This window comes from Saccharopolyspora sp. 7B (genome assembly GCF_020177435.1).
GTDB lineage: Bacteria > Actinomycetota > Actinomycetes > Mycobacteriales > Pseudonocardiaceae > Saccharopolyspora_C > Saccharopolyspora_C gregorii.
In genome coordinates this window covers 1-26,695 of record NZ_JAIUKC010000055.1, presented here as the reverse complement: position 1 = coordinate 26,695, position 26,695 = coordinate 1, and the positions used below count along the sequence as shown (strand labels likewise).

24 protein-coding genes are annotated in these 26,695 nt (G+C 74.1%); 9 read left to right on the top strand and 15 right to left on the bottom strand.

The genetic code is table 11. The features are described from left to right. Positions 1-329: 329 nt before the first annotated feature. The 9 genes from LCD33_RS10640 to LCD33_RS10600 are packed head-to-tail and all read right to left on the bottom strand — an operon-like array spanning position 330 to position 11,092. Positions 330-785 (bottom strand): carboxymuconolactone decarboxylase family protein, encoded by a 456-nt coding sequence (locus tag LCD33_RS10640; RefSeq protein WP_224955708.1) that lies wholly within the window; start codon positions 783-785, stop codon positions 330-332. Next, positions 782-2,398: a class I adenylate-forming enzyme family protein gene (locus tag LCD33_RS10635; RefSeq protein WP_224955707.1), complete on the bottom strand. Its 1,617-nt coding sequence runs from the start codon at positions 2,396-2,398 to the stop codon at positions 782-784. Before LCD33_RS10635 ends, LCD33_RS10640 begins: the two co-directional genes overlap by 4 nt. Continuing rightward, the gene (locus LCD33_RS10630) at positions 2,395-4,074 is read right to left on the bottom strand and encodes a CoA transferase (protein ID WP_224977781.1); all 1,680 of its coding nucleotides are present in this window, start codon (positions 4,072-4,074) and stop codon (positions 2,395-2,397) included. The genes LCD33_RS10635 and LCD33_RS10630 overlap by 4 nt, the downstream gene beginning before the upstream one ends. Next, positions 4,071-4,865: a methyltransferase domain-containing protein gene (locus tag LCD33_RS10625; protein WP_308011262.1), complete on the bottom strand. Its 795-nt coding sequence runs from the start codon at positions 4,863-4,865 to the stop codon at positions 4,071-4,073. Before LCD33_RS10625 ends, LCD33_RS10630 begins: the two co-directional genes overlap by 4 nt. Next, positions 4,856-6,418 carry a class I adenylate-forming enzyme family protein gene (locus LCD33_RS10620; protein ID WP_224955709.1) on the bottom strand — a complete coding sequence of 521 codons (1,563 nt, stop codon included), beginning with the start codon at positions 6,416-6,418 and terminating at the stop codon, positions 4,856-4,858. Before LCD33_RS10620 ends, LCD33_RS10625 begins: the two co-directional genes overlap by 10 nt. Before the next feature lies 1 nt (position 6,419). Beyond that, positions 6,420-7,790, bottom strand: coding sequence for an NAD(P)/FAD-dependent oxidoreductase (locus tag LCD33_RS10615; protein ID WP_224955705.1), 1,371 nt, complete (start codon positions 7,788-7,790; stop codon positions 6,420-6,422). Next, the gene (locus tag LCD33_RS10610) at positions 7,790-8,770 is read right to left on the bottom strand and encodes a UbiA family prenyltransferase (protein ID WP_224955704.1); all 981 of its coding nucleotides are present in this window, start codon (positions 8,768-8,770) and stop codon (positions 7,790-7,792) included. The genes LCD33_RS10615 and LCD33_RS10610 overlap by 1 nt, the downstream gene beginning before the upstream one ends. Continuing rightward, the gene (locus LCD33_RS10605; protein WP_224977780.1) at positions 8,760-9,944 is read right to left on the bottom strand and encodes a DegT/DnrJ/EryC1/StrS aminotransferase family protein; all 1,185 of its coding nucleotides are present in this window, start codon (positions 9,942-9,944) and stop codon (positions 8,760-8,762) included. Before LCD33_RS10605 ends, LCD33_RS10610 begins: the two co-directional genes overlap by 11 nt. After that, the gene (locus tag LCD33_RS10600) at positions 9,944-11,092 is read right to left on the bottom strand and encodes a DegT/DnrJ/EryC1/StrS aminotransferase family protein (RefSeq protein WP_224955697.1); all 1,149 of its coding nucleotides are present in this window, start codon (positions 11,090-11,092) and stop codon (positions 9,944-9,946) included. Before LCD33_RS10600 ends, LCD33_RS10605 begins: the two co-directional genes overlap by 1 nt. Positions 11,093-11,571: 479 nt before the next feature. Between LCD33_RS10600 and LCD33_RS10595 the strand changes: the two genes are divergently transcribed. Genes LCD33_RS10595 through LCD33_RS10570 form a run of 6 tightly spaced genes read left to right on the top strand, consistent with a single transcriptional unit; the run spans position 11,572 to position 17,280 of the window. Then, on the top strand, positions 11,572-12,612 hold the full coding sequence (locus LCD33_RS10595) for a Gfo/Idh/MocA family oxidoreductase (protein ID WP_224955696.1): 1,041 nt from the start codon (positions 11,572-11,574) through the stop codon (positions 12,610-12,612). Beyond that, positions 12,602-13,477 carry a sugar phosphate isomerase/epimerase gene (locus LCD33_RS10590; RefSeq protein ID WP_224955695.1) on the top strand — a complete coding sequence of 292 codons (876 nt, stop codon included), beginning with the start codon at positions 12,602-12,604 and terminating at the stop codon, positions 13,475-13,477. The genes LCD33_RS10595 and LCD33_RS10590 overlap by 11 nt, the downstream gene beginning before the upstream one ends. After that, on the top strand, positions 13,477-14,769 hold the full coding sequence (locus LCD33_RS10585) for a M20/M25/M40 family metallo-hydrolase (RefSeq protein ID WP_224955694.1): 1,293 nt from the start codon (positions 13,477-13,479) through the stop codon (positions 14,767-14,769). The genes LCD33_RS10590 and LCD33_RS10585 overlap by 1 nt, the downstream gene beginning before the upstream one ends. Then, positions 14,769-15,893 carry an Ldh family oxidoreductase gene (locus tag LCD33_RS10580; RefSeq protein WP_224955693.1) on the top strand — a complete coding sequence of 375 codons (1,125 nt, stop codon included), beginning with the start codon at positions 14,769-14,771 and terminating at the stop codon, positions 15,891-15,893. The genes LCD33_RS10585 and LCD33_RS10580 overlap by 1 nt, the downstream gene beginning before the upstream one ends. Continuing rightward, on the top strand, positions 15,893-16,846 hold the full coding sequence (locus tag LCD33_RS10575) for a Gfo/Idh/MocA family protein (protein WP_224955692.1): 954 nt from the start codon (positions 15,893-15,895) through the stop codon (positions 16,844-16,846). Before LCD33_RS10580 ends, LCD33_RS10575 begins: the two co-directional genes overlap by 1 nt. Next, entirely contained in the window at positions 16,843-17,280 is a 438-nt protein-coding gene (locus LCD33_RS10570; protein WP_224955691.1) for a hypothetical protein, read from the top strand. The genes LCD33_RS10575 and LCD33_RS10570 overlap by 4 nt, the downstream gene beginning before the upstream one ends. A gap of 115 nt (positions 17,281-17,395) precedes the next feature. Here the strand turns inward: LCD33_RS10570 and LCD33_RS10565 are convergent, their stop codons facing one another. The 4 genes from LCD33_RS10565 to LCD33_RS10550 all read right to left on the bottom strand — a co-directional run bounded on the left by LCD33_RS10565 (position 17,396) and on the right by LCD33_RS10550 (position 20,801). Beyond that, on the bottom strand, positions 17,396-17,929 hold the full coding sequence (locus tag LCD33_RS10565; RefSeq protein WP_224955690.1) for an EF-hand domain-containing protein: 534 nt from the start codon (positions 17,927-17,929) through the stop codon (positions 17,396-17,398). A 131-nt stretch (positions 17,930-18,060) separates the two neighbouring features. Beyond that, complete coding sequence (locus LCD33_RS10560) at positions 18,061-19,371, bottom strand: nucleotide sugar dehydrogenase (protein WP_224955689.1); 1,311 nt, start codon at positions 19,369-19,371, stop codon at positions 18,061-18,063. Continuing rightward, positions 19,368-19,673, bottom strand: a complete 306-nt coding sequence (locus LCD33_RS10555) for a hypothetical protein (RefSeq protein WP_224955688.1) — start codon at positions 19,671-19,673, stop codon at positions 19,368-19,370. The genes LCD33_RS10560 and LCD33_RS10555 overlap by 4 nt, the downstream gene beginning before the upstream one ends. Before the next feature lie 78 nt (positions 19,674-19,751). Next, positions 19,752-20,801 (bottom strand): hypothetical protein, encoded by a 1,050-nt coding sequence (locus LCD33_RS10550; RefSeq protein WP_224955687.1) that lies wholly within the window; start codon positions 20,799-20,801, stop codon positions 19,752-19,754. Positions 20,802-21,254: 453 nt separating this feature from the next. Here LCD33_RS10550 and LCD33_RS10545 point away from each other — a divergent pair, with 453 nt between their 5' ends. Both LCD33_RS10545 and LCD33_RS10540 read left to right on the top strand, forming a co-directional pair. Beyond that, entirely contained in the window at positions 21,255-22,031 is a 777-nt protein-coding gene (locus tag LCD33_RS10545; protein ID WP_224955686.1) for a DUF4239 domain-containing protein, read from the top strand. Positions 22,032-22,182: 151 nt separating this feature from the next. Then, complete coding sequence (locus tag LCD33_RS10540; protein WP_224977779.1) at positions 22,183-22,593, top strand: hypothetical protein; 411 nt, start codon at positions 22,183-22,185, stop codon at positions 22,591-22,593. Between the two features lie 16 nt (positions 22,594-22,609). Here LCD33_RS10540 and LCD33_RS10535 read toward each other — a convergent pair whose 3' ends face one another. After that, a complete protein-coding gene (locus LCD33_RS10535; protein ID WP_224955684.1) occupies positions 22,610-23,266 on the bottom strand; it encodes a response regulator in 657 nt (218 codons plus the stop codon). After that, positions 23,263-24,915 carry an ATP-binding protein gene (locus LCD33_RS10530; RefSeq protein WP_224977778.1) on the bottom strand — a complete coding sequence of 551 codons (1,653 nt, stop codon included), beginning with the start codon at positions 24,913-24,915 and terminating at the stop codon, positions 23,263-23,265. The genes LCD33_RS10535 and LCD33_RS10530 overlap by 4 nt, the downstream gene beginning before the upstream one ends. Positions 24,916-25,116: 201 nt before the next feature. Between LCD33_RS10530 and LCD33_RS10525 the strand changes: the two genes are divergently transcribed. After that, a complete protein-coding gene (locus tag LCD33_RS10525) occupies positions 25,117-26,472 on the top strand; it encodes a CitMHS family transporter (RefSeq protein WP_224955682.1) in 1,356 nt (451 codons plus the stop codon). Positions 26,473-26,695: the final 223 nt, after the last annotated feature.

Sequence of the window (26,695 nt, the reverse complement as noted above, 5' to 3'; positions counted from 1 at the left end):
CCACCACCACCCTGCGCGACCACGACCTCGTGCCGCCCACCGACCCCGCCCACGTCTTCGACCACTGCTGAGCGGGCCCGGTGCTCCCGTCGCGGCGCGGGAGCACGCGGTGGTGCGGGATCGTCGCGGCTCGGGCTGGGCCCTCCGGGCGGAGTCCGCGGCGGTGCCGGGCGATTCGTCGTCATCGGCGGCCCGCTGCCGGATGATTCCGGTGCGCGGGACCACCGAGCCGACGAAGGCAGGACGATCCTCCGGGACGCGGGCGGCGTTGTCGGGCTCCGCCGCGACCACCGGCTGATGAGCGCGGGCGGTGCTCGGGGCGCCCGCGCTCAGCCCCGTGGTAGTGCCGTGCTGATGGCGAGGCGGTTGAAGGTGTTGATGAGGCTGATCGTCCACAGCAGGTGGGCGAGCTGGGGCTCGTCGAAGTGGGCCTGCGCCTCGCGGTAGTGCTCGTCGGGCACCCGGCCCCCGGGCAGCAGCGTCACCGACTCGGCGAGCAGCAGCGCGGCGCGTTCGTGCGCGGCGAACCGGGACGACGTGGCCCAGTCGGGCAGCTCGTCCAGGCGCTGCCGGGATTCGCCGTGCTCCAGCGCCTGCCGCGCGTGCAGGCCGGTGCAGAACCCGCAGCCGTTGAGCTGCGAGGCGCGCAACCGCACCAGCTCCAGCAGGATCGGGTCCAGACCGGCGTCCTGCGCGTCGGCACCGGAGCGCTCGGCCAGCCGCCGCAGGTCCGCGAAACCGTTCGGGGTGAGCGAGAGCAGGTCGAGGCGGGCGGTGGCGGTCATCGGGTTCCTCCCGGTGCGGTGCGTTCGGTGGCGAGCGCGGTGACGGTGCGGCGGCAGACCTTGCCGGTCGGCGCGAGCGGCAGTTCGGGCAGCACCACCAGGAACTCCGGCAGCTTGCGGCGTTCCAGGCCGCGCTCCTCCTCCAGGAAGGCGGTGAGCCCGGCGAGGGTGAGCTCGGCGGTGCCGCTGACGCAGGCGCACAGCCGTTCGCCCAGGTCGTCGTCAGGAACGCCGACGCAGGCGACGTCGACCACCGCCGGGTGCGCGGCGATCTGCCGCTCCACCTCGGCGGGGCTGATGTGGTAGCCGCCGCGCGAGACGACCTGGTGCAACCGGCCCAGCACGTGCAGCCGTCCCCGCTCGTCGAGCATCCCGCGGTCCCCGCTGCGCACCCAGCCGTCCGCGGTGCGGTAGCGAGCGTCGAGCTCGGGGGCGGCCACGTAGCCCAGCGGCGTCATCGGGCCGCGGGCCAGGATCTCGCCGCTCTCCCCGCGCGGAACCTCGGCCCCGGCGGCGCCGACGACGCTGATCTCGGCGACCGACGGGTCGGGCAGCCCGGTGCCGGGCTGGTCCGGGGTGCGGGCGGTGTGGCAGTTGATGCCGTCCGACGAGCCGTACACGCTGATCACCTGGGCGCCGAACCGGCGCGCGGCGGCGTCGCGGGTCACCTCGGACAGCGGGGCCGCGCTGGAGACGACGACGCGGACGGAGGAGAGGTCCTCGTCCGGCGCCGCCGGGTGCTCGGCGAGGCGGCGCAGCATCGTCGGCACCCCGAACACGTGGCCCGGCCGGTGCCGGGCGATCAGCTCGAAGGTGCGCGCCGGGTCGAAACCGTCGGCCAGCACGATCGTGGCCCCCAGCGCGGCGATCGCCACGTGGGTCGCGCAGGAGCCGTAGGAGGAGGCCAGCGACATCAGCAGCAGCGCCCGCATCGGCCCCGGCTCCCGCGCCGCGTCCGCGAGGCCCCGCACGTAGTTCGCCCGGCCGCCGGCCATCGCGTTGTGCGAGTAGGCGATCATCTTCGGTTCCGCCTCGGAACCGGAGGTGACGAGGATGCGCACCGGTGCTTCCGGGTCCTGCTCCCGTGCCGCCCACCGCGCGGCCGGCGCGTCGTCCAGCGAGCGCGGGCCCGATTCCCCGGCGCCGAAGGTGAAGACGTGGCGCAGCTCCGGCAGCTCGCGGGCGTCGTCGGCGTCCGCCGCGCTCCCGAAGATCGCCGCGGCCGCCCGGGACCGGCCCAGCAGGCTCCGGGTGTCCCGGCTGCCGCGGCCCGCGGGGTAGGCGAGGACGACGGCGCCGACCGCGGCGACGGCGAGTTCGGCGACGACCATCCGCCGGCCGTTGGGCATCCGGATGCCGACCACCTCACCGGGGCCGATGCCGGCCCGGTCCAGCGCCGCCGCGATCCGGTCCACCTCGCGGTCCAGCTCCGCGTAGTCGAGCACTCCGTCGGCGTCGAGCACGGCTTCCTGCCGCGGGTGGGCGCGCACCTGCGCGCGGAACAGGGTGTGCACGTCGCGGTCCGGGCAGTGCCCGGCGCGGATCCACCGCGCGCGCAGCGCGGCGGGCACCCGGTCGCCGATCGCGAGCCGGGCGGGGGCGGTGTCGGTCACGAGAACTCCCAAGGGGGTAGCGGGAAGACGTGCTCGGCGCGGCCCAGCGCGGCGCCGAACCGGTCGTCGGTGGTCAGGTCGCGCAGGTCCGCGCACACCGGGGTGACGACCAGCCCGGCCGCGGCGCCCCGGTGCACCCACTCCCCGGTGGTCCGCTCCCGGAACCGGGTCGGCAGCTCGCCGCGCGCGCCGCCGAACGCGGCGGTCGCGGTGGCCGGATCGATCCCCCGCGGCAGCACGAGCGAACCGTCGGCGGTCCGCAGCGGACCGCGCAGCGGATCCGGTCGTGCGCGCGGCGCCCGCGGCACGAGCCCGGCCGCGGAGAACAACGAGGTGTCCACCCGCGCGCCCGCCCCGGTGCGCACCCGGCGCAGCAGCGCGCGCAGCCGGGCGAGCGCGCACACCAGTCCGCCGAGCACGTCGGTCAACGTCATCAGCGACGGACGCACCGGGGCGCCCGCCGGGGACAGCGCCGCGGCCAGCCCGCCGCCCGCCTGCACCAGGAAATCGGTGCCCAGCGGGGGATTCGGTCCGGCCGCGCCACCCCACCCGGACGCCCACGCGTAGACCAGGCCGGGAGCGGACCGCGCCAGGTCGTCGGCGTCCAGGCCGAGCTGCGCCGCTTTGCCGGGCGCCCAGTTGTGCACGAACACCTCGGCGTCCGCCACCAGCTCGTGCACGGCCCGCCGCCCGGCGGCGGACTTGATGTCCACCTCCACGACCCGTTTGCCGTCGTTGAGCGAGCGGTACCGCACCGACGTGCCACCGGCGGTCGGCGGGATGCCGCGCATCGGGTCGCCGCCGGGCGGTTCGACGCGGACCACCTCGGCACCGAGCATCCGCAGCACGTGCCCGGCGACCGGGCCCTGCACCCGCCGCGTCGATTCGACCACGACCAGGCCGTCCAGCGGCCCGGCCGCCGGGGCGCCGCGCGGGCGGAGCGGGGCACCGGCCGAGCCCAGGGGAGTCGTCGTGCAGGCCGGAACCTCCCACGGCGGCACCGGATCCTCCCGGACCGGCAGCACCGCCACTCCGGACTCGGCCGCCGCGGCCAGCACCTCGGCGAACCGGGTGCGGCCCACCACCTCGTGCAGCTCGGGCGGCAACGGGCAGCACGCCGTCCCGAAGCGCTGCTGGAACGGCCCCCAACCTCGCGAGATCGCCGCGTTCCCGGCGCCCAGCGTCCGCCAGAACCGCAGCCACGGCTCCGCGTCGAGCGTCTCCAGCTCGCAGCGCACCCCGTCGGCCGTGGTGAACGGCGGCCGCGGCCCACCGCCGGGGTCCGCACGCGGCTCCGCGTCGTCGGATTCGGTCGCGGCGACCGCCAGGTACTGCTGCACGGCGAGCAGCGCGGCCTCCGCCACCGAGGTGCGCACCCGGGACACCCGCGCGCCGCGGGCCCGGGCGATCGCCGCCGCCAGCTCGCCCTGGCTCGCCAGCACGCCCGCCACCACCGAGGCGTAGTCCACGCCCAGCGCGGCGGGCCGCCCGGCGGCCCTGCCGTGCACCTGCATGATCCCGCACGCCGCCTGCACCGCGTCCTCGTCCGGCAGCACTGCCCGGACCGGCCCGGACCAGTCGATCTCGCAGGTCACGTCCGGCTCGCCGCGCAACGCGTCGCGGACCTCCGCGGCGACCCGCGCCGCCGCGCGCTCCGAGGTGGGCGCCCCGCTCATCGCGCGGCCTTCCGCCCGTGCACCGAATACATCAGGCAGGACGTCGCCCGGAAGTCCGGGTGCAGCACGACCTCCCGCACCCGGTCCAGCTCGGCCCCGGTCATCCCGGCCGCCATCAGCTCCGCGCGCATGTCCACCGCCGCCTGCGCCAGCAGCAGCAGGTCCGCGCCGTCGCGGTGCCGCAGCTGCACCCGCGGGCGCGGGTCGATCTCGACCAGCCCGGCCCGGTGCATCGCCAGCGGCACCCGCCTGCCCCAGCCGGGGTCCACGCCCGCGCCGCGCATCGCCGCCTCCTTCGCCGCGAGGAACTTCTCGTACAGCAGCGCCGACTCCTCGTCCGCGGCCAGCAGCAGCGGTTCGTAGGAGGTGTCGAACTCGTCGACCTGCAGCCAGCCGCCCGGTTTCAGCGCGCGCACCAGCTTCGCCAGCACCGCGTCCCGCTGGGGGAGGTGCCGCAGCACCAGCCGCGCCACGACCAGGTCGAACTCCTCCGCGGGCAGCGGATCGACGACCACGTCGTGCCCCACCACCGGCGGCCGGGAACCCGGGTTCGGCCGCAGATCGGTCGCCAGCACGCTGCCGGACGGGGCCACCCGCTCCGCGAGCCAGCGCGCGACCGCGCCACCACCCGCGCCGACGTCGAGGCAGCGCCACCCGTCGCCCACCCCCGTCTCCGCGAGGCGGGTGAAGGTGAGCGGGTCGTGCGCGGCGGACAGGTAGCGGTGCCGGGCGCGCTCGTGCTCCCGGGCGAAGGCGTAATCCCGGGGCGCCGCCTCGCACGTCACGTCCACTGCCCGGACCCCGGCGTCTCGGTGCTGCCGGTGAGCCGCTCCAGCAGCAGGGCGCGCCGCACCTTCCCGGTGCCGGTCCGCGGCACCCGGTCCCAGGCCAGGACCACCGGTTCGGCCATCGCGGGCAGCCCGCGCACCGCCCGGCGCCACGCCCCGCCCGGCAGCGCTCCGTCGGCGGTCACCACCACCGGCAGCGGGACGTCGTCCGGACGTCCCAGCACCACGCACTCCTGTGCCTGCGGCAGCCGGTCCTCCAGCACGTCCTCGGTCTCCAGGCAGCTCAGCCGCGGCGTGCTGTCCACCTCGCGGTCCAGCAGCGACACGTGCCCGTCCCGGTGGTGCACGCCGATGTCCCCGGTGTTCCACCACGGTCCGCGCGCCTTCGCCGCCCAGCGCTCCGCTTCGCCCTCGTAGTCCAGGCAGCGCGCGGCGGTCCGCGCCAGCACCAGGCCCGGCGTCCCGCGCGGCACCGGCGCGAACGTGTCCGGGTCCACCACCCGCAGCCGGGTCTTCACCGGGATCGGGCGGCCCACGCTCCGCGCACCGCGCGCGGACGAACGCCTGGTGTGGAAGCGGAACGTCAGCGGCCCCGTCTCGGTCTGCCCCCAGCCCTGCATCCACAATGGACGGTGGTGCGCGGAGGCGTGCAGGTAGGCGCGGATCGTCGGCGGGTGCACCGCGTCGTAGGTGCTGATGAACAGCCGCACCCGGCGGAACGGGTTGTCCAGCCGCTCGGTCAGCGACCGGAACCGCACGTAGGACGCGGGCAGCGCCTCCACGATCGTCGGCGGGTAGGCGCGCAGCACCGGATCGACGTGGTCCGGGTCGTGCGAGGAGAGCACCACCAGCTCCCGGGGTTCCCGGCTCAGCGCCACCGCCGTCCAGCAGAACGTCCGCCCGTGCGCGTAGGAACTCGCGTTCACCACCACGTCGTCCCGGCGGACCCCGATCAGCGGCACCGGGTTCGACTCGAACCGCGCCAGCTGCCCGATGATCGTGCGCGTGGAGTGCACCACCAGCTTCGGCACGCCCGTCGTCCCCGAGGTGTGGTTGATCACCAGCGGCTCGTCGTCGGAGCGCAGCCGCGGCGCCGGGGCCGTCCGGCCGCGCACGTCGTCCAGCCGCACCGCGCCCGGTGCCTCCCCGTCGAGCAGCAGCGCGGTCCGCGCCGTGGACACCAGGTCCAGGCCCTGCTCCGCGCAGCGCCGCGCGAGCGCGCCGGTGGTGACGAGCACGGCGGCGTCCAGCCGCTTGAGCAGCTGCTCCAGCGCCGCCACGGACAGCTCCGCCGACAGCTGCGCGGGCACCGCCCCGATCCGCACCGCCGCGCAGGCCAGCAGGTCGTAGTCCCAGTGGTTCTCCTTCACGATCACCACCCGGTCGCCGCGCCCGGCCCCGGCCGCCGCGAGCCACCCGGCCGCGGTCCGCACCAGCTCGGCGAGCTCCGCCACCCGGTACGACGAGCCGCCGTCCGGGGCGATGTCGAACGGCCGGTCCAGCCGCACCGTCGTCGCGGTGCCGCGCCGCGCGCACTCGTCGAACAGGACGCCCATGTCATGCGGTTTCAACGCGTCGGCTCCTCGCCTGGGTCGGAATGCTCAACGGGGCGCGCAACCTGCTCAGCACCCGGGAAGCGGCCAGTGCGCCGGCCCGTACCGCGCCCTCGCTCGCCGGGCGCAGCATCACCCAGTCCCCGGCGTAGTCGACGGGGCGCAGGCGGCGGGCCATGAACCGCGACCGCAGGCCGAGCGCCTGCGGGGTGGCCTCCGGCAGGCCGTGCGGGTGGCGGTGCACGAAGTTCCGGCGGTTCGCCGCGGGCAGCTCCGGCAGGTAGCGGGCCGCGGCGCCGGTCAACCGCGCCACGACCTCCTCGTCCGGCAGCTCCAGCAGGCCGGCCGTGGTGCGCGCGTTCGGCATCAGCGTCAGCAGCCCCGTCCCGGGTGGCGCGCGGTCCGGGTGCTTCTGGTGGTCGAACAGGATCGCGGAGAGCGCCGCGTCCTCGGCCTCCGGGGTGAGCAGCACGTACGGCGGGGCGCCGTGCTCCGGGGCCAGCGGCCGGTCCAGCAGGCAGCTCACCTTCAGCGCCGGGGTGAAGGTGCAGGCCCGCAGGAAGTCCGCCTCCGCTTCCGGCGCGCCCGGGTGCAGCCGCGCGGCCACCGGCGCGGGCACGCACAGCAGCACCGCGCGGGCCGTCACGACCTCCTCGCCGACGTGCAGCCGCGCCGCGGAACCGGTGGAGACGACCTGGTGCACCTCCTGCCCGGTGCGCACGTCCAGCCCGGTGGCGAGCCGCCGCGCCAGCGTGTCCATCCCGCCGCGGTAGGTCCGCCAGTTCGACGCGTCGCCGACCGCCAGCAGCAGCGACACCATCACCGCCGCCGAGGACCGCCCGGTGTCCCAGCCGAAGAAGGTGCCCGCGACGGGTTGCAGCAGGTAGTCGTGCAGGTCCGGGTGGTACCGGCGGGCGAAGTCGGCGACCGTGCTGTCGGCCAGCGGGGTGCGCTGCGGGTCGTCGGTGTCGAACTCGCCGCGGCGCCGCGCCAGCCACATCTGGAACCGCGCCAGGTCCACCCGGGCCAGCGGGGAGAGCCCGGCACCGGTAAGCAGCCCGCGAGGTTCGGCGACCCCGGGGTGCGCGCGGCCGTCCCGCCACATCGAGATCGGGCTGCTGATCGGCGGGATCTCGTGGTCCTCGATGCCCACCCGGGACAGCAGCTCCCAGGTGGCCCGGTAGCCGCGCGGGGACAGCTGCTCGGCGCCGGTGTCGATGGTGTACCCGTCGACGCGGACGCTCGCGGTGCGCCCGCCGACGTGCCCGGCGGCCTCGTACACGCGGACGTCGAGTCCGGCCCGGGTCAGCTCGGTGGCGGCGGCGAGCCCGGCCATGCCTGCGCCCACCACGGCCACGTCCAGGTCGCCGCTCATCAGCGGGCACCCCCCAACGCCGCCAGCAGGTTCGCCGCGACCAGCAGCACCACGTACAGCCGGTGCACCCGGAACCCCAGCCGCCGGGCGCGCATGATGTCGCCGGCCCGGAACCCGAGGTGGTACTGCCGGGCGCGCAGCGCGTTGCCGGGCAGCACGAGCACCGCGAACCACCACGGCGCCACCCCGGTGAGCGAGGCGCCCAGGCACAGCAGGAACTCGCCCAGCGACAGCGCCCCGATGAACAGCGCGTTCCCGCGCGGCGAGGTCAGCGCGGCCACCGTGGGACGGCCGACGGCCCGGTCGCCCGCCACGTCGTTGGTGTTGGAGTACACCCCGAACATGAGCGGCCCGAGGCCGAACAGCACCGCCTGCACCAGCACGAACCCGGAGAACTCGCCGGTCGCCAGCCCGTGCGGGGCGAGCACCAGCGCGACGCCCAGCGCGACGAGGAACGCCTCCTGGAAGCCGTGGTAGCTGAGCTTGAGGCCGTAGGAGTACTGCAGCGCGATCACGAACGTCACCGCGATCAGCACCAGCGTCCACATCGGACGGTGCGGGGCGACGACGGCGGCCGCGCCCCACAGCAGCGCCCCGCACCCGGCGGCGGCCCAGCCGAACCCCAGCGCCTCCCGCTCGGTGAGCGTGCCGGCCACCAGCGGTTTGCGGAGCTTCTTGCGCAGCGGGTCGTTCGGCCCGTAGTTGGCGATGTCGCTGCCGTCGCGGAACCCCGTCACGTCGTCGAGCGAGACCAGCGCCACCAGCGTGCAGACCTCGCCGAGCAGGAACAGCAGCAGCATCGGCAGCGCTTCGGCGCCGGCGGCGAACCCGGCGGCGGGCAGCGCGGCCGCACCGACCACCAGCACGCTGAGGTAGTAGTCGTAGACGTCGAGCTTGCCCAGCCGCGCGAAGGTGCGGGCCTTGCTCTCCGGCCGAGCCGCCCCGATGCGCTCGGGCGCGGCGTGCAGGTCACTGGTCATCGTGTCGTGCTGCTCCTGTTCCGGACTGGCGGGTGCCCGGCGCCTGCGCGCGCGGGCGGTGGCGGGTGAACTCGCAGACGGCGTCGGCGATCCGGGTCACCTCCGCGTCGGTGAGGTGCGGGTAGATCGGGAGGGCGAGGATCCGCGGGCTGGCCCGCTCGGCGTTCGGCCAGCCCTCGTCCGCGGGAGCCCAGGGCAGGAACGCGGCTTGGTGCGGCAGCGCCAGCGGGTAGTACACGTGCGAGCCGATGCCGTGCTCGGCGAGGTATTCCCGCAGCACGTCGCGTTCCTCGGCGAGCAGGCAGTACACGTAGTGGCAGCGGCCGTCCCGGCCCGGCGGCGGGGCGAGCACGCCCTGCCCGGCGAGCGGCGCGAAGCGCTCGGTGTAGTGCTCGGCGATCTCGGCGCGCCGCCGGAGCCGGGCGGGGAAACCCGCGTACCGGTAGCGCTGGAACGCGGCCTGGATCTCGTCGAACCGGCTGTTGGTGCCGATGACCCGGTGCACGAAGCGCTCCTGCTGCCCGTGGTTGCGCAGCATCCGGATCCGCCGCCCGAGCGCGGGATCGCGGGTGACGACGGCGCCGCCTTCTCCGGGCATGCCGAAGGACTTGACCTGGACGAAGGAGTAGACGCCGGCTTCGCCCCACAGCCCGGCCGGGGTGCCGCGCAGCACGGCGCCCTGCGCGACCGCGGAGTCCTCCACCAGCCGCAGGTCGTGCGCCGCGGCCAGTTCGGTGAACCGGGGCATGTCGGCCATGATCGAGAACATGTGGGCGGGCAGCAGCGCCTTGGTGCGGTGGGTGATATGGCGCCGCGCCGATTCCGGGTCGAGCACCATGGTGCGCGGGTCGACGTCGGCGAACACCGGGGCCGCGCCGGTCTCCAGCACGGCGGCGGCCAGCGGTGCGCAGCCGAACGCGGGCACCACCACCTCGTCGCCGGGGCCGATGTCCACGGCGCGCAGCACCAGTCCGAGCGCGGTGGTGCCGCTGCCGCAGGCGATGACGTCGGCGGCGCCGAGATCGTCGCGCAGCAACTCCTCGAATTCCCGGGTTTGCTCACCGAGGATGAACTTCTGTCGGGGATCCCGGCCGATCTCGCCGATGATGTCGAGCATCACCTTGCGATCCCCTTCGAACAGATCAGGCGGGAAGAACGGAATTTCGGAACGCATCACGCACGCCTCCCGGAATAGAAGGAGCGGATCACCGAGCACACCCGGTCGAGCTGTCCGAGGGTGAGGTCCGGGTAGAGCGGAAGGGCCACCGCGCGCCGCGCCGCCGCTTCCGCGTTCGGCAGCGGAACCTCCGTGGAATAATCCGATTGAAAGCAGGGTTGCCGGTGCAGCGGAATGGGGTAGTAGGTTTCGGTGCCGATTTCCGCGCGGGCCAGCCACTCCACCAGCTCGTCCCGGCGCTCCACCTCGATCAGGTGGACGTAGAACGCGCTCGCCGAACCCGGGCCCCGGTCGACCACCTCCGGCAGGCGGAGGATCCCCGGCACGTCCGCGAGCCGTTCCCGGTAGGCCGCGGCCAGCTCACCGCGGCGGGCGATCTCCCGCTCCAGCTCCGGCAGCTTCGCCAGCAGCACCGCGGCCTGGATGTCGTCCATCTTGCTGTTCGTGCCCGGCCGCGCCGTCTCGGTGGAGATGCCGGGGAAGTGGTCCAGGGTGTGCCCGAACCGCCCGTGGTGGCGCAACCCCGCGACCAGCTCCGCGACCCGCACGTCGTCGGTGATCACCGCGCCCGCGTCGCCGATCGCGCCGAGGGTCTTGCTCGGGAAGAAGGAGAGCACGCCGCCCGCGCCGTGCAGACCGGCGTGCACTCCCAGCTGCCGCATCCCGATCGCCTCCGCGCTGTCCTCCAGCAGCACCAGGCCCCGCCGCGCCGCGACCCGGGACAGCGCGCTCATGTCCGCCATCTGGCAGAACAGGTGCGCGGGCATGACGAACCGGGTGCGCGGGCCTGCGACCCGCTCGACCTCGGCCGGGTCCAGCGCGTAGGTCACCGGATCGACGTCGGCGAACACCGGGCGGCCCCCGGCCAGCACCACCGAGCTCGCGGTGGCCACGAACGAGTAGGCCGGGACCACCACCTCGTCGCCGGGGCGCAGGCCCAGGGCGCGCAGCAGCAGGACCAGCGCGTCCGTGCCGCTGTTCACGCCCACCGCGTACCGCGCGCCGGTGTGCTCGCAGAGCTGCCGTTCCAGTTCGGCGACCTGCTTGCCGTGGGAGAACTTGCCGTTGTCGAAGACCGCTTCGACGCGAGCGCTGATGGCCGGCCAAAGCCGGTCGAAGGTGCGGGCCTGCGAGAAGAACGGCACGGGCGCGGACGGATCCGGCGGGCTCGATAATTCTCGCGCCCCGGTGTCATTCGCACCGCGGGACACGACGTCAACTCCTGGGAATGGGGAGGGATCTTCGGCTGGACAAAGTAGCGGAGCGCCGCGCGCCGCCGGAAGTCCGCGGGAACGCCATTCGCGTTTTTCATCCTTTCCGGTGATCATCTGTTCGGGCCTCGCGGACCCGGTTCCTGGACTGTTCGGGGAAATCGTTAGTCTTGCCGCTCGGCGCCCGCATCCGGTCGCCGAAGCGCATTCCGCCGCGATCGCCGAATGCGCACCGGAACGGTCCGAACAGGACGGTTCCGGGAATGGCCCTACCCCGCGCCGCCGCGGAAGCGGGTGCCGAATTCGCGAGAACGGCGGAACCCGGGCGGGAGCCACCGGGCCGCCGGGCGGAACCGCCGGAACGCGGCGGGATCCCGGAACAACCTCGAACCCCTCTGGAGCAACGGAGCACGATGCTGCACTCACTCGTGGTCGGGCTCGGGCGCGCGGGCGCCGGCCTGCACCTGCGCGTCCTGGCACGGGCCAGGGAACTCGACCGCGACCCGTTCCACCCCGGCGCGATCATCGCCTGCGACCCGGCACCCGCGGCCCGCCGCGTCCCGCCGGGCGTCACCGCCGCCGAGTCCGTCCGCGCCGCCGCCGAACTCGTCCCGCCCGGCCGCACCGTCGTCCACCTGTGCACCCCGCCCACCGGACGCACCGAACTGCTGCGCGAGCTCGCCGAACTCGGCTTCCGCCGCATCATCGTGGAGAAGCCCGTCGCACCCGACCTCACCTCGCTCGCCGAGGTCGAGCGGCTGCGCACCGCGCACGACCTGCGGCTCGCCGTCGTCGCGCACTGGCTGGACGCCGAACTCACCCGCAGGCTCGCCGACCTCGTGCAGCGGGGGCCGCTGGGGCGGCTGCGGGAGATCTCCTTCCGCCAGCACAAACCCCGGTTCACCCACTCCACCGCCACCGGCGGCCACCCGACCGCGTTCGACGTGGAAGTGCCGCACTCGCTCGGCGTGGCGCTGCGGCTGGCCGGGCCCGCCGAGCTCGTCGACGCCGACTGCGCCGACATGCGCTGCGGTGGCGTGGTGCTCCCCGGCATGGGCGGCGCGCGGCTCGCGCTGCGCCACGTCGGCGGCGTCCGCACCGCCATCGACTCCGACCTCACCGCCCCGGTGCGGGAACGCCGGGTGGAGCTGGCGTTCGAGCACGGCAGCGCCGTCGGGCACTACCCGCTCAGCGACCAGGACCACCACGCGCAGCTGACCGTGCACGGCCCCGAGGAGCAGTGGTCGGTCTTCCCCGACGACGCGCTCACCGAGTTCACGCTGCGCGCCTACCGCCGGTTCAAAGCCATCGGACCGGACCCCGAACCCGCCGCCACCGGGCACTTCGCGATCCACCGCGACGTGGTCCGCCTGCTGTGGGCGGCGAAGCAGCACTGCCGGGACCGGACCGGTCCCGCTCGACAGCGGAGGAGGACCGCAGATCATGCAGGATGACCCGCGCCCCCGGCTCGCCGGCATCGGCGACGAAGCCGCCGCGGACCTGACCGGGCAGCTCGCCGCCGTCCGCAGGCTCGGCTGGCGGTCGATCGAACTGCGCACCGTCGACGGCGTCCCGCTCGCCGACCTCGACGAACCCGACCGGCGCCGCACCGCGCGGCAGCTCCGCGCCGCCGAGCTCGACGTGGTGTGCCTCGCCTCGCGCATCGGCAACTGGGCCCGCCCCATCACCGCCCCGTTCGAGGACGACCTGCGCGAACTCGACGTGCTCGCCGAGCAGTGCCGCGAACTCGGCAGCCGCTACGTGCGCATCATGTCCTACCCGAACGACGGGCTCCCCGAACCCGAGTGGGGCGCCCGCGCCCGCGAACGCGTCGCCAAGCTCGCCGAACGCGCCGCCGAGCACGACGTCGTGCTGCTGCACGAGAACTGCGCCGGGTGGGCCGCCACCGACGCCGACCGCGCCCTGCGGCTGCTCGCCGAAGTCCCGTCGCTACGGCTGCTGTTCGACACCGGCAACGGCGTCGAGCACGGCTACCACGCCCCGGACCTGCTGCGCCCGCTCATCGGCCACGTGGCGCACGTGCACGTCAAGGACGCCACCGGCTCGCCCGGCGCCGTGATGTACGTGCCACCGGGGGAGGGCGGTTCGCGGGTCGCCGACTGCCTGCGGCTGCTGCTGAACTCCGGCTACGAGGGCGCGTACTCCCTCGAACCGCACCTGGTCGCCCGCCCGCACGACGGGGTGCGCGCCGACGAGACCGCCGCGGACCGGTTCGTCGACGCGGGCCGCGCCCTCGAACGGTTGCTGGGGCGGCTGCGCGCGCCCTACACGGCGGCGGCCGCGCCCGGCCGGGCCTGATGGGCGCCGAACCGCTCGAACCCGGCGACCTCGACCTGCTGGTGGACCTGCTGCGGCTGCCCACCGTCAACCCGCTGGAAGGTGCCGCGCCACCCTCCCGGATGTGGCAGGCGCAGCGGGCCTACGCCGCGGCCGCCGAGCGCATCGGGTTCCGCACCGCGCACCACGCCGCCCCCGAACCCTCGGTGCTGGACCGGGACGACGTGCCGCGCACCGTGCGCGACGCCGCCCGCGACCCGGACTTCCTCGCCGACCAGCCCAGCCTGGTGCTGCGGCTCGGCCCGGAGCTGCCGCCGGAGCGCACCGCCATGTTCAACGTGCACCTGGACACCGTCGCCGGGCTCGAACCCGTCACCCGCACCGCGGACCGGATCACCGGGCGCGGCGCCATCGACGCGAAGGGCCCGGCCGTGGCGCTGCTGGCCGGGATCCGCGCCGCCCGCGTCGCGAACCCCGAGCTGGGGCGCGACGTCGGGGTCCTCGTGCACGCCGTCTCCGGCGAGGAGGGCGGCGCGATGGGCACCTACGGCACCCGGCCGCTGGTCGAAGCCGGCCACTTCGGGGCGCTCAACGTGTTCTGCGAACCCACCGGGCTGCGCTACCTGCCCCGGTCCACCGCCTCGATGACGGCGCGGATCCGGGTCGACGGGCACGGCGCCATCGACGACGAACCCGCCGCGGGGCACAACGCGACGGTCCTGCTCGGGTTCCTCGCCCAGCACCTCGCCCGCACCCTCGACCCGCGGGACCGGCCGGGTCGCTGCTGCATCGCGGGCCTGCGCACCGGCGACCGGCACAACCGCGTCTACGGCAGCGGGGGCCTGCTGCTCAACCTGTCCTACGCCACCGCGCCCGAAGGTGCCGCCGCCGAGCGCGCGCTGGAGGACGCGGTGCGCGACGGCATCCGCGAATTCACCGGGACGTTCGCGTCCACCAGGGAGTTCGCCCGCACCGCGGCGCAGGCCGCCGCCATCACGCGCGTCGACTGGCTCAAGCGCGGACTGCCCTGCCTGCACGAGCAGGGGGACGCCGGCGAGCTGTTCGCCGCAGCGGGGATCCGGCGGTGGCCCGACGAGCTGCCCGCGTTCACCTGCGACGCCATCTGGATGCACGGCATCCCCGACACCCGCACCGCCGTGCTCGGCCCCGGATCGCTGGAGGCGAACCACGCGCACGCCGAAGGCGAGTACGCCGACGTCGCCGAACTCCGCGGCTTCGCCCGAGCGGTCGCGGCGGTGCTCACCGAGTTCACCAGGCGGCACCACGGCGGTGCCGGGAAGGAGATCACCTGATGACGCTGCTGCCGGAGATCGCGCACTCCGGGGAACGAACCACGGTGTCCTACGCGCGACTGCACGCGTTCACCGCCCGGCTGTTCGCCGAGCACGGGATACCGGATCACCGGGCGCACCTGGCCGCGGAAGCGCTGTGCCACGGGGATCTGTGCGGATTCGACTCGCACGGCCTGTTCAACCTCACCCGGCTCTACCTGCCGCTGCTGCGGTCCGGCCGGGTCGACCCCACCGCGGAACCCACCACGCGGATCGACCTCGGCGCCTGCGCCGTGCTCGACGCCCGCCGCGCCCTCGGCCTGTGGGCCGCGGCGGAGGCCGTCGACGCGGCCGCGCACCGCGCGCTGGAGCACGGCGTCGGGCTCGTGCCGGTGCGCGGCGGCACGCACTTCGGTTGCGCCGGGTTCCACGCCGCGCGCGCCGCCGAACGCGGGCTCGTGGGCATCGTCGCCAGCAACTGCGGTTCGCAGCGGATCGCCCGCCCGCCGCTGGGCGCGCTCGCCATGCTCGGCACCAACCCGATCAGCGTCGCCGCCCCCGCCCTCGAAGGCCACCCGTTCGTGCTGGACATGAGCACCACCACCGTTCCCACCGGCAAGGTCCGGGTAGCCGCCTCGGACGGGGAACGCGTCCCGCCCGGTTGGCTCGCCGACGACACCGGGAACCCCGTCACCGACCCGGCCGCGTTCGACCGCGGCGAGGCACACCTGCGCTGGCTCGGCGGCGAACCGGCCACCGGTGCGCACAAGGGCTTCGGCCTCGGGCTCGTCGTGGAAGTGCTCTCCGCGCTGCTGTCCGGCGCCGGCGTCGGGCCCGCCCCGGCGGCGCTGGACGGTGACGGCGGACCGCACGGGCGCGACGACGACATCGGCTACTTCGTGCTCGTGCTGGCCCCCGACCTGCTGCGCCCCGGCGGGGCGTTCGCCGCGGACGCGCGGAGCCTGTTCGGCACGCTGCTGGACTGCCCGGCCGCGGCGGGCGAACCGGTGCGCTACCCCGGTTGGCACGAGGCGGAACGCGCCGCGCGGCGCCGCCGGGACGGAGTACCGCTGCGCGCCTCGGTGCACCGCGAACTCGTCGAGCTGGGCCTCGACGAGTCCGATGTGGACGGAGGTGCGCGCTGATGGCCGCGGAACCGCGCCGCGCCGCCGTGATCGGCCTCGGCACCATCGCCCGGTTCTACCTCGCCGCGCTGGACGCGCTGCCCGGCTGGGAACTCGTCGCAGTCTGCGACGTGGACGAGGCCGCACTGGCACCGCACCGCGGGCGGATACCCGTGTTCCACGACCACCGCGAGCTGCTGGCCGCGAGCGCGCCGGACGCGGTCGTCGTGGTGGTCCCCAACGACGTGCACGCGGAGATCAGCCGCGACGCGCTGCGGGCCGGCGTGCCGGTGTGCGTGGAGAAACCGCTCGCCGTGGACCTCGTCGACGCGCGGGCGCTCACCGGGCTCGCCTCGGTCACCGCGCCGCTGTTCACCGCGTTCCACCGCCGCTACAACGACAACGTGCTGCGCCTGCGCGACGAGCTCGCCGGGCACGGGCCCATCGAAGGGTTGACCGTGCGCTACCTCGAACGCATCGAGGAGCACATCGGCGGCGACACCTGGTACCTCGACCCGGAGCGCTGCGGTGGCGGTTGCGTCGCCGACAACGGCCCGAACGCGTTCGACCTGGTGCGGCTCTTCCTCGGCGACGTCGAACCGGCCGCGGTCACCGTGCACCGCGACGGCGCGGGCCTCGACCGGCAGGCGGTGGTCGAACTGCGCTCCGCCACCGGGGTGCCCGCCGTCGTCGAACTCGACTGGTCGCATCCCGGTGAGACCAAGGACGTCGAGATCCGCTGCGCGGACGGCACCACGCACCGCGCCGACATGCTGCACGGCCACCACGGGTTCAAGTCCTCGCTGTGGCACGAGTACGAAGGCGTCCTCACCGACTTCGCCGCCGTGCTCGATGCGGGCAACACCGCCGCGGACCGGCGCCCCGACGGCGGGCTGCCCGCGCTGGAGCTGGTCGACGCGGTCTACCGCGTGGAATTCCTGGACACCGCCGCGAACGAGGAGGGCTCGCCGTGAACCCGCACGAGGACGGCCGCAAGCGCGGCCTGCACGCCACCGTGGTGAAGGTGCTGCGGCACCGCCGGACCGAACGGGGCATGTCCCTGGAACCGCACGCCAGCCGGTGCATCCGGGCGGGCGAGGTGCACGAGCTCGTCACCACCGACCACGTCGAGACCGCGCCGGGCGCCCGCGTGGACCGGGTCGGGTTCCTCGGCTTCGCCGAGTTCGGCTGCGCCGGCGTCCTCGACCGCGGGGACGAGCTGCGCATCGGCGGCCGGGTGATCGGCACCGTGCTCGGCTTCGACGCCTGCCACCACCCCAACCACTACAACGTGCTGGTGCGCACCGAGGCGCCGTGGACCGGCGAGGAGCTGGACCTGTTCCCGGAACAGCTGCTCACCTTCGAGCAGGCGGCGCTGACCGCCCGCCTGGGAAGTGCCGTCGGGTAGTACCCGCGCAGGTCCGCACCGTCGGCGGAAGACATCCGGCGAGGATCGGGCGAACAGCGGCCGGTGACCATTCCGCGAGGGGAGGGTGGTCACCGGCCGCTTCCGCGTGGGCGGGTCAGCCCAGCAGCTCGACGTCCGACCGTCCGAAGTGGAAGTCCCGCACGGCGCTGAGCAGCTCGGCCACCGAGAGCTCGCCGTCGCCGTTGGTGTCGATGTCGACGAACGCGGCGGCCGCCTGCGAGCGGTCCACGCCGACCGCGGTCAGCCAGGACGCGAACTCGCCCGCGTCGATGACGCCGTCGTTGTTCCGGTCGCAGAGGCCGACGATGCCCTGCACCACCGGGCCGAGGACGCGGTCGAAGTCGGCCTCGCCGCCTTCGGTGACCATCCCTTCGGCCACCTGGAGGAACTGCTCCTCCGACAGCGAGCCGGCCGGGGTCTGCCCGGCGCGGGTCGCCAAGTGGTCGAACAGGGTGGTGAACGCCGCGCGCAGCTCCTCGGCCTGGGGGCTCTGGGCGTCCGCCCCGAACGCGCGCACGACGTTCTCGGCTTCCTGGACGAAGTCGGAGCGCTCCAGGCTGCCGCTGCCGTCCAGGTCCCACTTGGCGAAGCGCTTGCGCAGGCGGTCGTTCGCGATAGCCGTGGTCATGGCCATCCTCCTCGATGTGTGTGGGTGATTCGGTGTTCCGCCCGCCCCGTGGAACCGGGGTGGACGGCCCGCGCGGAGCCGCAGCGCCGCGCAAGTCTTCTCGGTGTCCGACCGGTGGAACCGGTCGTGCGTCAGAGCAGCGTCACCGCGGTCCCGGCGGACTTCCCCCGGGTGTCCAGCAGCAGGCAGCCCGACGAGGAGAGCTCGACGAGGTCGTAGCAGGAGTGGTCTTGCAGCAGGATCACCAGGTCCGCGCTGGTCAGCGCCTCCGCGAGCCGCAGCGTCCGCGGGATCGGATGTCCGTCCACCCGGAACTCGGCGACCCCCGGGTCGTGGTAGGACACCTCGGCGGCCTGGGCGAGCAGTCCCCGGGTGATCGGGTAGGCCGGGGACTCGCGGGTGTCGGCGACGTCCCGCTTGTAGGCGACGCCCAGCAGCAGCACCCGCGACCCGGACAGCATCCGCCCGCGCCCGCCGAGCAGTTCCGCGGCGCGCAGCACCACGTGCGACGGCATCCGCTCGTTGACCGCGCGCGCCGCGGACAGCGTGCCGAAGGTGAACCCGGCGCTGCGGGCCTTGCTCTCCAGGTAGCGCGGGTCCACCGGAATGCAGTGCCCGCCGACGCCCGGACCGGGCTGGAACGGGGCGAACCCGAACGGCTTGGTGCCCGCGCAGTGCAGCACGTCCCACACGTCGATGCCCATCCGGTCGCAGAACAGCGCGACCTCGTTGACGAGCGCGATGTTCACGTACCGGTAGCTGTTCTCCAGCAGCTTCGCCATCTCGGCCTCCCTGGTCCCGCGGGAGATGACGAGGGAGTCCACGAAACGGCCGTAGAACGCGACGCCGTACTTGGCGCACAGCGGCGTGCAACCGCTGATGATCTTCGGGGTGTTCTGCATGGCGAACCGCTCGTTGCCCGGGTCGATCCGCTCCGGGGAGTAGACGAGGTGGAAGTCCTCGCCGACCCGCAGCCCGCTGCCGCGTTCCAGGATGGGGCGGACGACCTCTTCGGTGGTGCCGGGGTGGCTGGTGGACTCCAGCACCACCAGCGCTCCCGGACGCAGCCGCGGTGCGGCGGTGTGCGCCGCGGCCCGCACCGCGCTCAGGTCCGGTTCCCCGGCCTCGGACAACCCGGTCGGCACGCAGAGCACGATCGTGTCCGCGGTGGCCAGCACGTCCGCAGCGGTGGTCGCGGTGAACCCGGCGGCGATCATCTCGGCGATGGTCGCGTCCGGCACGTCCCCGACGTGGGAGCGGCCGGCGCCGAGCCCCGCCACCACCTCCGCCGACACGTCCAGGCCGACGGTGCGCAACCCGGCCGCGCAGGCGGCGGCGGCCAGCGGCAGGCCGACGTAGCCGAGCCCGACCACGACGAGATCCGCGGACGGGCTCCCGGTCCCCCGGTCGTGCCCGGCGCCCGCGGCGAACCCGCCGGTCACGCCGAGAAGCTGCCGGTGCCGGGCGGGACGTGCGCGCCGTGCCCCGGTGGGACGACGAGGCTCGGCGACAGGCAGAACGGGTCGCCGTGCACGCGCACCGGGCCGTCGGTGTCGTTGATCAGGACGTGCGCCGTCGGCGGTGCTTTGGTGCAGCCGCTGGGCGCTTCGTAGGTCTGGACCGGCTCGACCTCGGTGCTGAACACCAGCACCCGCCCGGAGGTGGCGGCGGTGGCGGTGCCCGCGGGGAGCGCGGTGGCGAGCACCGCGGCGGCCGTGAGCAGCAGTCGTGCGTTCCTGTGCATCCGTTCGTTCCTGTTCGCAGTCGACGTGGTGCCTCCGGCGGGGCCGGGAGCGGGGGAGAGCTGGTTCGTGCCCCGGGATCACTTGCTCGGGCGGGTGGCGGAGGACAGCGCGCCGATGCTGACCATCATCACCAGCACGCCGAGCACGGCGATGAATCCGGCGGTCGGAGCGGGGGATTCGCGCGGCCCGGCGGAATCGGCGAGCTCCCGGACGGGCGGGTCGAGCGGGGGTGGTTCCGGGCGCGCGGCGGGCCGCGGTGGTTCCGCGGCGGGCGCCGGTGCGGCCGGTGGTGCCGCCGGTGTTGGCAGCACCAGCGTCGCGTCGGCCGCGGTGACCTCACCGGCCAGCGACCGAGCGGTGACGGCCAGGCGCACGACCTCGCCGGGCCGCGCCGGGCAGGTGTAGGTGACCTCCTCGCCCGGTTCGAGCGCGTCGAACGAGCGGCGGCAGGCCGGTGGTTCGCCGGTGACCGCCACGTCCAGCAACCGGACGGCGGAGGTGTTGCGCACCCGCACCGGCACCGAGCCGTTCCGGGCGGGGAGGATGTCCAGCGCGACCGAGGGCCTGGCCGGTGCGGGTGGTGCCGGGGGCGGCGCCGGTCGCACCACCTCCGCGGTGGCGCGGGCGGTGGCGGCGAACCCGGTGTGCGTCATGCCGACCGCCCTGGCCGCGACCCGGCCGCTCGTCGGCGCGGTTCCGGCGCAGGTGACGGTGCGGGAGTCGCCGGGGCGGAGCCGCCCGAGGACGTCGTGGCAGGGCCCCGAACCGAGGCTGACCACGATGCCGAACAGCGCGGCGTCGCCGGTGTTGGCGACGACGGCGCTCTGGGTGAGCGGGTCGCCCGGGTGCGCGCTGCGCGGATCGGTGCGGGTGCTCAGCGACAGCGCCGGGTGCTCGACGGGCCAGCCGGGGATGGTCCCGCCGGCTTCCCCGTCGTCCGGGACCCGGGGGACGTCCACCCCGCCCGGGACCGCAGCCGCGTCCTGCCGAGGCGGGACGTACGCGGACGTGAGCAGCGGGGCGAGCAGCACCAGCCCGCAGCAGGACAGCACCGCGGAGCGCGGCGGCCGGCTCCCGCCCGCCGTGCGGGCGCGGAACCGGTTCGGGACGGAACGCGGACGCGACATCTCACCTCCTCGTGCTTCGTGGAATGCGTGAATTCGACCAGCGGGAACGCGGGGCCTTATCGGTGGTCGCGGAAAACCGTAGCACTCGGAATTCGCGGTCCCGGCCGATCCGTGGAAAGTCCACAATGGTCGATGTGGCGGGTTGACCAGCGGCTACGCGCATTCGCTCGCGAAGGGTTCGGAATTGGAAACCGCCATTGCCGATCCGGGTGATCGTTCAAGATCACCCCATTCGGTGATTTTCCGCCCCGGCGCTGGAAACTTCCTCCTTTCAACGGGGTTCGGCGGGTAGGGTTCTTCGCGGCGGACCGAGGGGGCGGCCTGCTTCCCGCCTCGATCCCGGGTCCGACGTCGCGCGCGGTTCACCGATGGCACCGCGCGACCGAATTCGCCCCATTCCGAACATTCCGCGGGCGTGTCCGCGCCCGTCCGCGCAGTCAGAACGGATACCTCGTGATCTACCTCGGATTTCTGGCCCTCGTGCTGCTCACCGCGGCCGTGGGCGCGGTGACGCTGCTCGGCGCCCGTCGCGCAGCCGTCGCGGCCGGTGACTCCGACTCGGATTCGCAGTCGTTCGTCGGCGGCGTGCTGAACGCGCTGTTCACCGTGGTCCTCGCGTTCTACATCGTGTTCGCCTGGCAGAACGGCGACGACGTGGAGAAGGCGGCGCAGCAGGAGGTCAACGCGCTCAGCGACGTGCACTGGCAGGTCGCCGCGGTGCCCGCGGAGCAGGCCACCGCGCTGCGCTCGCTGGCCGAGCAGTACGCCGCCCGGGTCGCCGAGCACGAGTGGCCGTCCCTGGACCAGGGGCGGCCCGATGCGCAGGTGGACCGGCTGATCGACGGGATGCGGGCGGAGGCGATCGCGCTGCCCGCGGACACCGAGGTGCTGAAGTCCGCCCGCGAGCAGGTGCTCACCGACCTGCGCCAGATCGACGAGGCCCACCGGGAGCGGGTCGACATCTCCACCGACGACCAGCGGTTCAACCTGGTGCTGCTGGCGGGCAGCGTGCTCGGCGCGGTGCTGATGATCGCGTTCCCGCTGCTGGTGGGGTTGAGCGCCCGACCCGCCAACGTCGCGACGATGGTGCTGCTCACCTTGACCCTCGGATTCACCCTCTACCTCTCGGTGCAACTGATGCATCCATTGCACGGCCCATTCGGGGTTGATGCGGATGCATTCCGCACGTTCCTCGAATCATTGCCCGCCGGTTCGAGTCCGGCCGAATGAGCCGCGCGCACCGCGCGAGTCCGGTCACAGGAGAATGATGGGGGTCATGGTGCATGTCGTGCTGAACCGTCGACGAGGATCGCGTTCCGGTTCGCGGAATTCGAGCCGGGCGGTGTCGCCACGATCGGACTGGGCGGCGGAAGCCGACCGAGTGGTGCGTGAATTCCAGGCCGGTGCGACCGCGGATCCGGGGGAGCTCCGGAAATCTTTATGCTGGTTGTTCGAGCACGTGGCGGGCGCCGCGGGATCTGGAACGGCCATCGGTCGCGAACGGTTCCACCAGGCGTGCGAGGCTGTGCTGTTCGAGCAGGGCGAGGCCGCGTTCGACCGGATGCTCACCCCGGTGCTGCGCGCGCTGCTCGCCGCGGGGCCCGGTGCGGCGTCCGGGACGCTGCCGCGCCACGACCTCCTCCGCTGGCTGCGCGCGCTCGGCGTGGAGCAGGCCGCCGCCGTCCGCGCCCCCGATCGCGCCCGCCCGGGCGATCTCGCCCACTTCACCCTGCAAGACGTACTGCGCGCCGTCCGCGCCCACCACATGCACCCGCCGGCACCTCGGCGCTGACCGTCCGGGGTTCGGCTCAGCAGGGTTCGTACTGGTGCTCCGGCCTGCCGCTCGCTCCGTACCGCAACGTCATCGTCGCCTTCCCCTCCTGCGCGAGTCCGGCGAGGTAGCGCTGCGCGGTGGCGCGGGCGATGCCGAGCTCGTCGGCGATCTCGGAGGCCGACCGCGGCCCGTCGGCCGCGCGCAACGCGTCCGTGATCAGCTTGGTGGTGATGGAGGACTGCCCCTTCGGGGTGCTCGGCCGGTCCCCGTCGCGCAGCGAGCGCATGGCCCGGTCGATCTCGGCCTGGTCCACCGGCTCGTCGCCCGCCGGGAGCCGGGACCGGTAGTGCGCGTACGCGGTGAGCCGGTCCTTGAGCTGGTGTGCGGTGAACGGTTTCACCAGGTAGTTCAGCGCTCCGGCGGACAGCGCGGCGCGCACCGTGGCCGGGTCCGAGGCGGCGGTGAGCATGATCGCGTCGACGTCCAGTTCGGCGAGCAGGCCCACGCCGGGACCGTCCGGCAGGTAGTTGTCCAGCAGTACGAGCTCGGGCCGGTGCTCGGCGATGAGGTCGCGGGCTTCGGCGGCGGAGTGCGCGATGCCGACGGTGCGGAAGCCGCGCACCCGGTCGGTGAACTCGGCGTGCACCTGCGCGACGCGGAAGTCGTCTTCGACGACGAGGACCCGGATCATCGGTTCGCCTCCTGTTCGGTGGTTTCGGCGGACTCGGCGGACTCGGCGGACTCGGCGGGATCGGCGGGTTCGGCGAGGGCGCCGGGCAGCCGGGCGACGAACAGCGCGCCGTGCGCACCGCCGCCGGGGTCGGCGAGCCGGACCTCGCCGCCGAGGGCGCGGGCCGCTTGCCGGGCGAGGGCCAGCCCGATGCCGTGCCCCTCGCCGTCCTTGCTGGTGCTGCCCTCGGTGAACACCTCGGCGCGCAGCGCGGCGGGCACGCCGTCCCCGGTGTCGAGCACGGACAGGTGCAGGGTGCTGCCGTCGGAGAGCAGGTCCACGTCGACCCGGGCGGGCCGGGCGGCGCCCGCGCGGGCCGCGTCGCAGGCGTTGTCGACGAGGTTGCCGAGCACGGTGGTGACTTCGACGGGCGCGGTGACGGCGGTGGCGACCCAGCTGGTCTCGCCGAGCTCCAGGGCCACCTCCTTCTCGGCGGCGGCGGCCTTCTTCGCGCCGAGGAACGACACCAGGTGCGAGTCCCGCACGGCGTCGGCGGCGGGCCCGAGCCCCGCGATGGAGCCCTGGAACAGGGCGTGCAGGTAGTCCTCCGCTTCCTGCCGGTGCCCGGTCTGCAGCAGTCCGGACAGCGCGTGCAGCCGGTTGGTGAACTCGTGGCGCTGGGCGCGCAGCACGTCGGCGGTGCCGCGGACCGATTCGAGCTCGCGGGTGAGCTTGTCCAGGTCGGTGCGGTCCCGCAGGGTGACGACGCCGCCGAGGTCGGTGCCGTCGCGGCGCACCGGGCGGTGGTGGGCGACGAGCACCCGGTCGGCGGTGACGGTGATGAGGTTGTCCACGGCCCGGTGGTCGAGCAGCGCGGCCCGCAGCCGCGGCGGCAGGTCGAGTTCACCGACCGGGGTGCCGGGTTCGACGGCGTGGCCGAGCAGCCGTTCGGTCTCGGCGTTGCGGAACGTGACCCGGTCGTCGGCGTCGACGGCGAGCACCCCTTCGCCGATGCCGTAGAGCACCGCTTCGCGCTGCCGGACGAGTTCGGTGAGCTCGTGCGGTTCGAGGCCGAGCGTGCGCCGCTTGAGCAGCCTGGTGAGCAGCGCGGAGCCGGCGACGCCGAGCAGCAGCGCGCCGGCGGCGACCGCGGCGGAGGTGCCGAGCAGCCGCAGGAAGGTGGTGTGGATCTGCCGGGCGTCGAAGCCGACGCTGACCTGCCCGACGATGCGGCCGTCGGTGGTGCGCAGCGGGACCTTGCCGCGCGCGGACCAGCCGAGGGTGCCGCGCTGCACGTCCACCACTTCCCGGCCGGCGAGGGCTTGCGGGTCGGTGCTGACCGGGTCGCCGATCTGCTCGGGGTCGGGGTGGGCGAGCCGCACGCCGCGGTCGTCGGTGACGACGATGAACAGCGCCCCGGTGGCGTCGCGGACGCGTTCGGCCTTGGTGGCGACCCGGGGGTGCCGGGCCGGGTCGGCGACGGCGGCGGCGAGGTCGTCGTCGGCGGCGACGGAGCGGGCCACGCCGAGGGCGCGCTGCCCGTACTGGTCGACGAGGCTGCGGTCGAGCAGGGTCGCGGCGACCGCGAAACCCACGCCGGTGATCAGGACGACGAGCCCGATCTGCAACGCGAGCACCTGCCGGGCGAACCGCATGGGGCGGCGGGACATGGCGCGACCCTACCCAGCCGTTTCGCCCGGCCCGGGCCGCGGCGCGGGTGCGGGTGAGCAGAACGCGCAGAACGCGCGCAACGCGGGCTAGGCGTACAAGGTCGTTAACCCTCCCGTCACGGGCGTGCGGCACCTACGGTTCCGCGAAATGGAACAACGGTGTTACGTGGGCCACGTCGTGGTTCGAAGGGGGGTAGTGCGGTGATCGCGTTGCTCGGTTTGGCGATGGTGTCGGTCTTCCTCTACCTGGTCATGAGCAAGCGGTTGGCGCCGATGGTGGCGCTGATCGTGATCCCGGCGATCTTCGCGGTGATCGCGGGTTTCGCGCCGGACCTGGGTGAGATGGTCACCGACGGCATCACGTCGCTGGCGCCGACCGCGGCGATGCTGATGTTCGCCATCCTCTACTTCGGCATCATGATCGACGCGGGGTTGTTCGACCCGGTGGCGCGGGCGGTCGTCCGGCTCACCGGGGACGACCCGCTGAAGCTGATCGTGGGGACGGTGGTGCTGGTCGCCGTGGTCTCGCTGGACGGCGACGGCACGACCACCTTCATGATCACGGTGTCGGCGCTGCTGCCGATCTACCGCAAGCTCGGGGTGAGCCCGGTGCTGATGACGGGGTTGGCGTGCATGACGAACGCGGTGCTGAACGTGGTGCCGTGGGGTGGTCCGGCCGCGCGGGCGGCGAGCGTGCTGCGGCTGGATCCGCAGGAGATGTTCGTGCCGATGATCCCGGCGCTCGGTGCCGGCCTGGTGACGGTGTTCGTCATCGCCTACGTGCTGGGGCTGCGGGAGCGGGCGAAGCTGCGGGCGCGCACCGCGGAGCCGGTCCTGGCCGGGGTCGGCGCGGGCGGCGGAGGGTCGGCGGAGTCCGGTGGCACCGGTGCCGAGGACGGCGGCGACTTCGACGTGCTGCACCCGGACCGGGAGAGCCTGCGTCCGCGGCTGCTCTGGTTCAACGCGGCGCTGACGGTGGCGCTGCTGGTCGCGTTGATCTCCGGGGTGCTGCCGATCGCGGTGCTGTTCATGATCGGGACCGGGATCGCGCTGATCGTGAACTACCCGAGCATCAAGGAGCAGGCGGCGCGCATCGCCTCGCACGCGGACAGCGTGGTCGCGGTGGTGTCGATGGTGTTCGCGGCGGCCGTGTTCACCGGGGTGCTCTCGGGCAGCGGGATGATCGAGCAGATGGCGCAGTACCTGCTGCACGGCATGCCGGACGCGCTGTTCCCGTACTTCAGCGTGGTGATCGCGGTGCTGAGCATCCCGTTCACGTTCTTCATGAGCAACGACGCGTTCTACTTCGGCGTGGTGCCGATCCTGGCGGAGACGGCCGCGCAGCACGGCATCTCGGCGATGGAGGTGGCGCGGGCGTCGCTGCTGGGCCAGCCGATCCACATGTTGAGCCCGCTGGTGCCCGCGATGTACGTGCTGATCGGGTTGGCGAAGGTGGACTTGGGCGACCAGCACCGGTTCGCGATCAAGTGGGCGTTGCTGGTGTCGCTCGTGGTGATCGCCGCGGGCTTCGCCTTGGGGCTCATCGCGATCCACTGACGCGCCGGTCGCCACCGGTGGACCTCCGCGCGGCAGTCGGTTCCGGGGAGGAGCCCTGCTGCCGCGCGGGATCCGCCACCGCGCCGCCGAGCGTGGCGCGGCCGATCGTTTACCGAGTTGGGGGGGGCGGCCGGAGCCGCCCCCCGCGGGCTCCCGGGGTGGCTCGGACAAAACAGGGGTGTATTATGAGCGGCGGGGTTTAGTGTGATGGTGGAGATGGGGG

Coding starts and splice junctions, on each gene's coding strand:
- LCD33_RS10550 (WP_224955687.1), bottom strand. CDS start 20,801: ATGTCGCGTCCGCGTTCCGTCCCGAACCGGTTCCGCGCCCGCACGGCG.
- LCD33_RS10575 (WP_224955692.1), top strand. CDS start 15,893: ATGGCCGCGGAACCGCGCCGCGCCGCCGTGATCGGCCTCGGCACCATC.
- LCD33_RS10590 (WP_224955695.1), top strand. CDS start 12,602: ATGCAGGATGACCCGCGCCCCCGGCTCGCCGGCATCGGCGACGAAGCC.
- LCD33_RS10535 (WP_224955684.1), bottom strand. CDS start 23,266: ATGATCCGGGTCCTCGTCGTCGAAGACGACTTCCGCGTCGCGCAGGTG.
- LCD33_RS10530 (WP_224977778.1), bottom strand. CDS start 24,915: ATGTCCCGCCGCCCCATGCGGTTCGCCCGGCAGGTGCTCGCGTTGCAG.
- LCD33_RS10615 (WP_224955705.1), bottom strand. CDS start 7,790: ATGAGCGGCGACCTGGACGTGGCCGTGGTGGGCGCAGGCATGGCCGGG.
- LCD33_RS10620 (WP_224955709.1), bottom strand. CDS start 6,418: ATGGGCGTCCTGTTCGACGAGTGCGCGCGGCGCGGCACCGCGACGACG.
- LCD33_RS10595 (WP_224955696.1), top strand. CDS start 11,572: ATGCTGCACTCACTCGTGGTCGGGCTCGGGCGCGCGGGCGCCGGCCTG.
- LCD33_RS10605 (WP_224977780.1), bottom strand. CDS start 9,944: ATGCGTTCCGAAATTCCGTTCTTCCCGCCTGATCTGTTCGAAGGGGAT.
- LCD33_RS10555 (WP_224955688.1), bottom strand. CDS start 19,673: ATGCACAGGAACGCACGACTGCTGCTCACGGCCGCCGCGGTGCTCGCC.
- LCD33_RS10610 (WP_224955704.1), bottom strand. CDS start 8,770: ATGACCAGTGACCTGCACGCCGCGCCCGAGCGCATCGGGGCGGCTCGG.
- LCD33_RS10640 (WP_224955708.1), bottom strand. CDS start 785: ATGACCGCCACCGCCCGCCTCGACCTGCTCTCGCTCACCCCGAACGGT.
- LCD33_RS10630 (WP_224977781.1), bottom strand. CDS start 4,074: ATGAGCGGGGCGCCCACCTCGGAGCGCGCGGCGGCGCGGGTCGCCGCG.
- LCD33_RS10580 (WP_224955693.1), top strand. CDS start 14,769: ATGACGCTGCTGCCGGAGATCGCGCACTCCGGGGAACGAACCACGGTG.
- LCD33_RS10565 (WP_224955690.1), bottom strand. CDS start 17,929: ATGACCACGGCTATCGCGAACGACCGCCTGCGCAAGCGCTTCGCCAAG.
- LCD33_RS10585 (WP_224955694.1), top strand. CDS start 13,477: ATGGGCGCCGAACCGCTCGAACCCGGCGACCTCGACCTGCTGGTGGAC.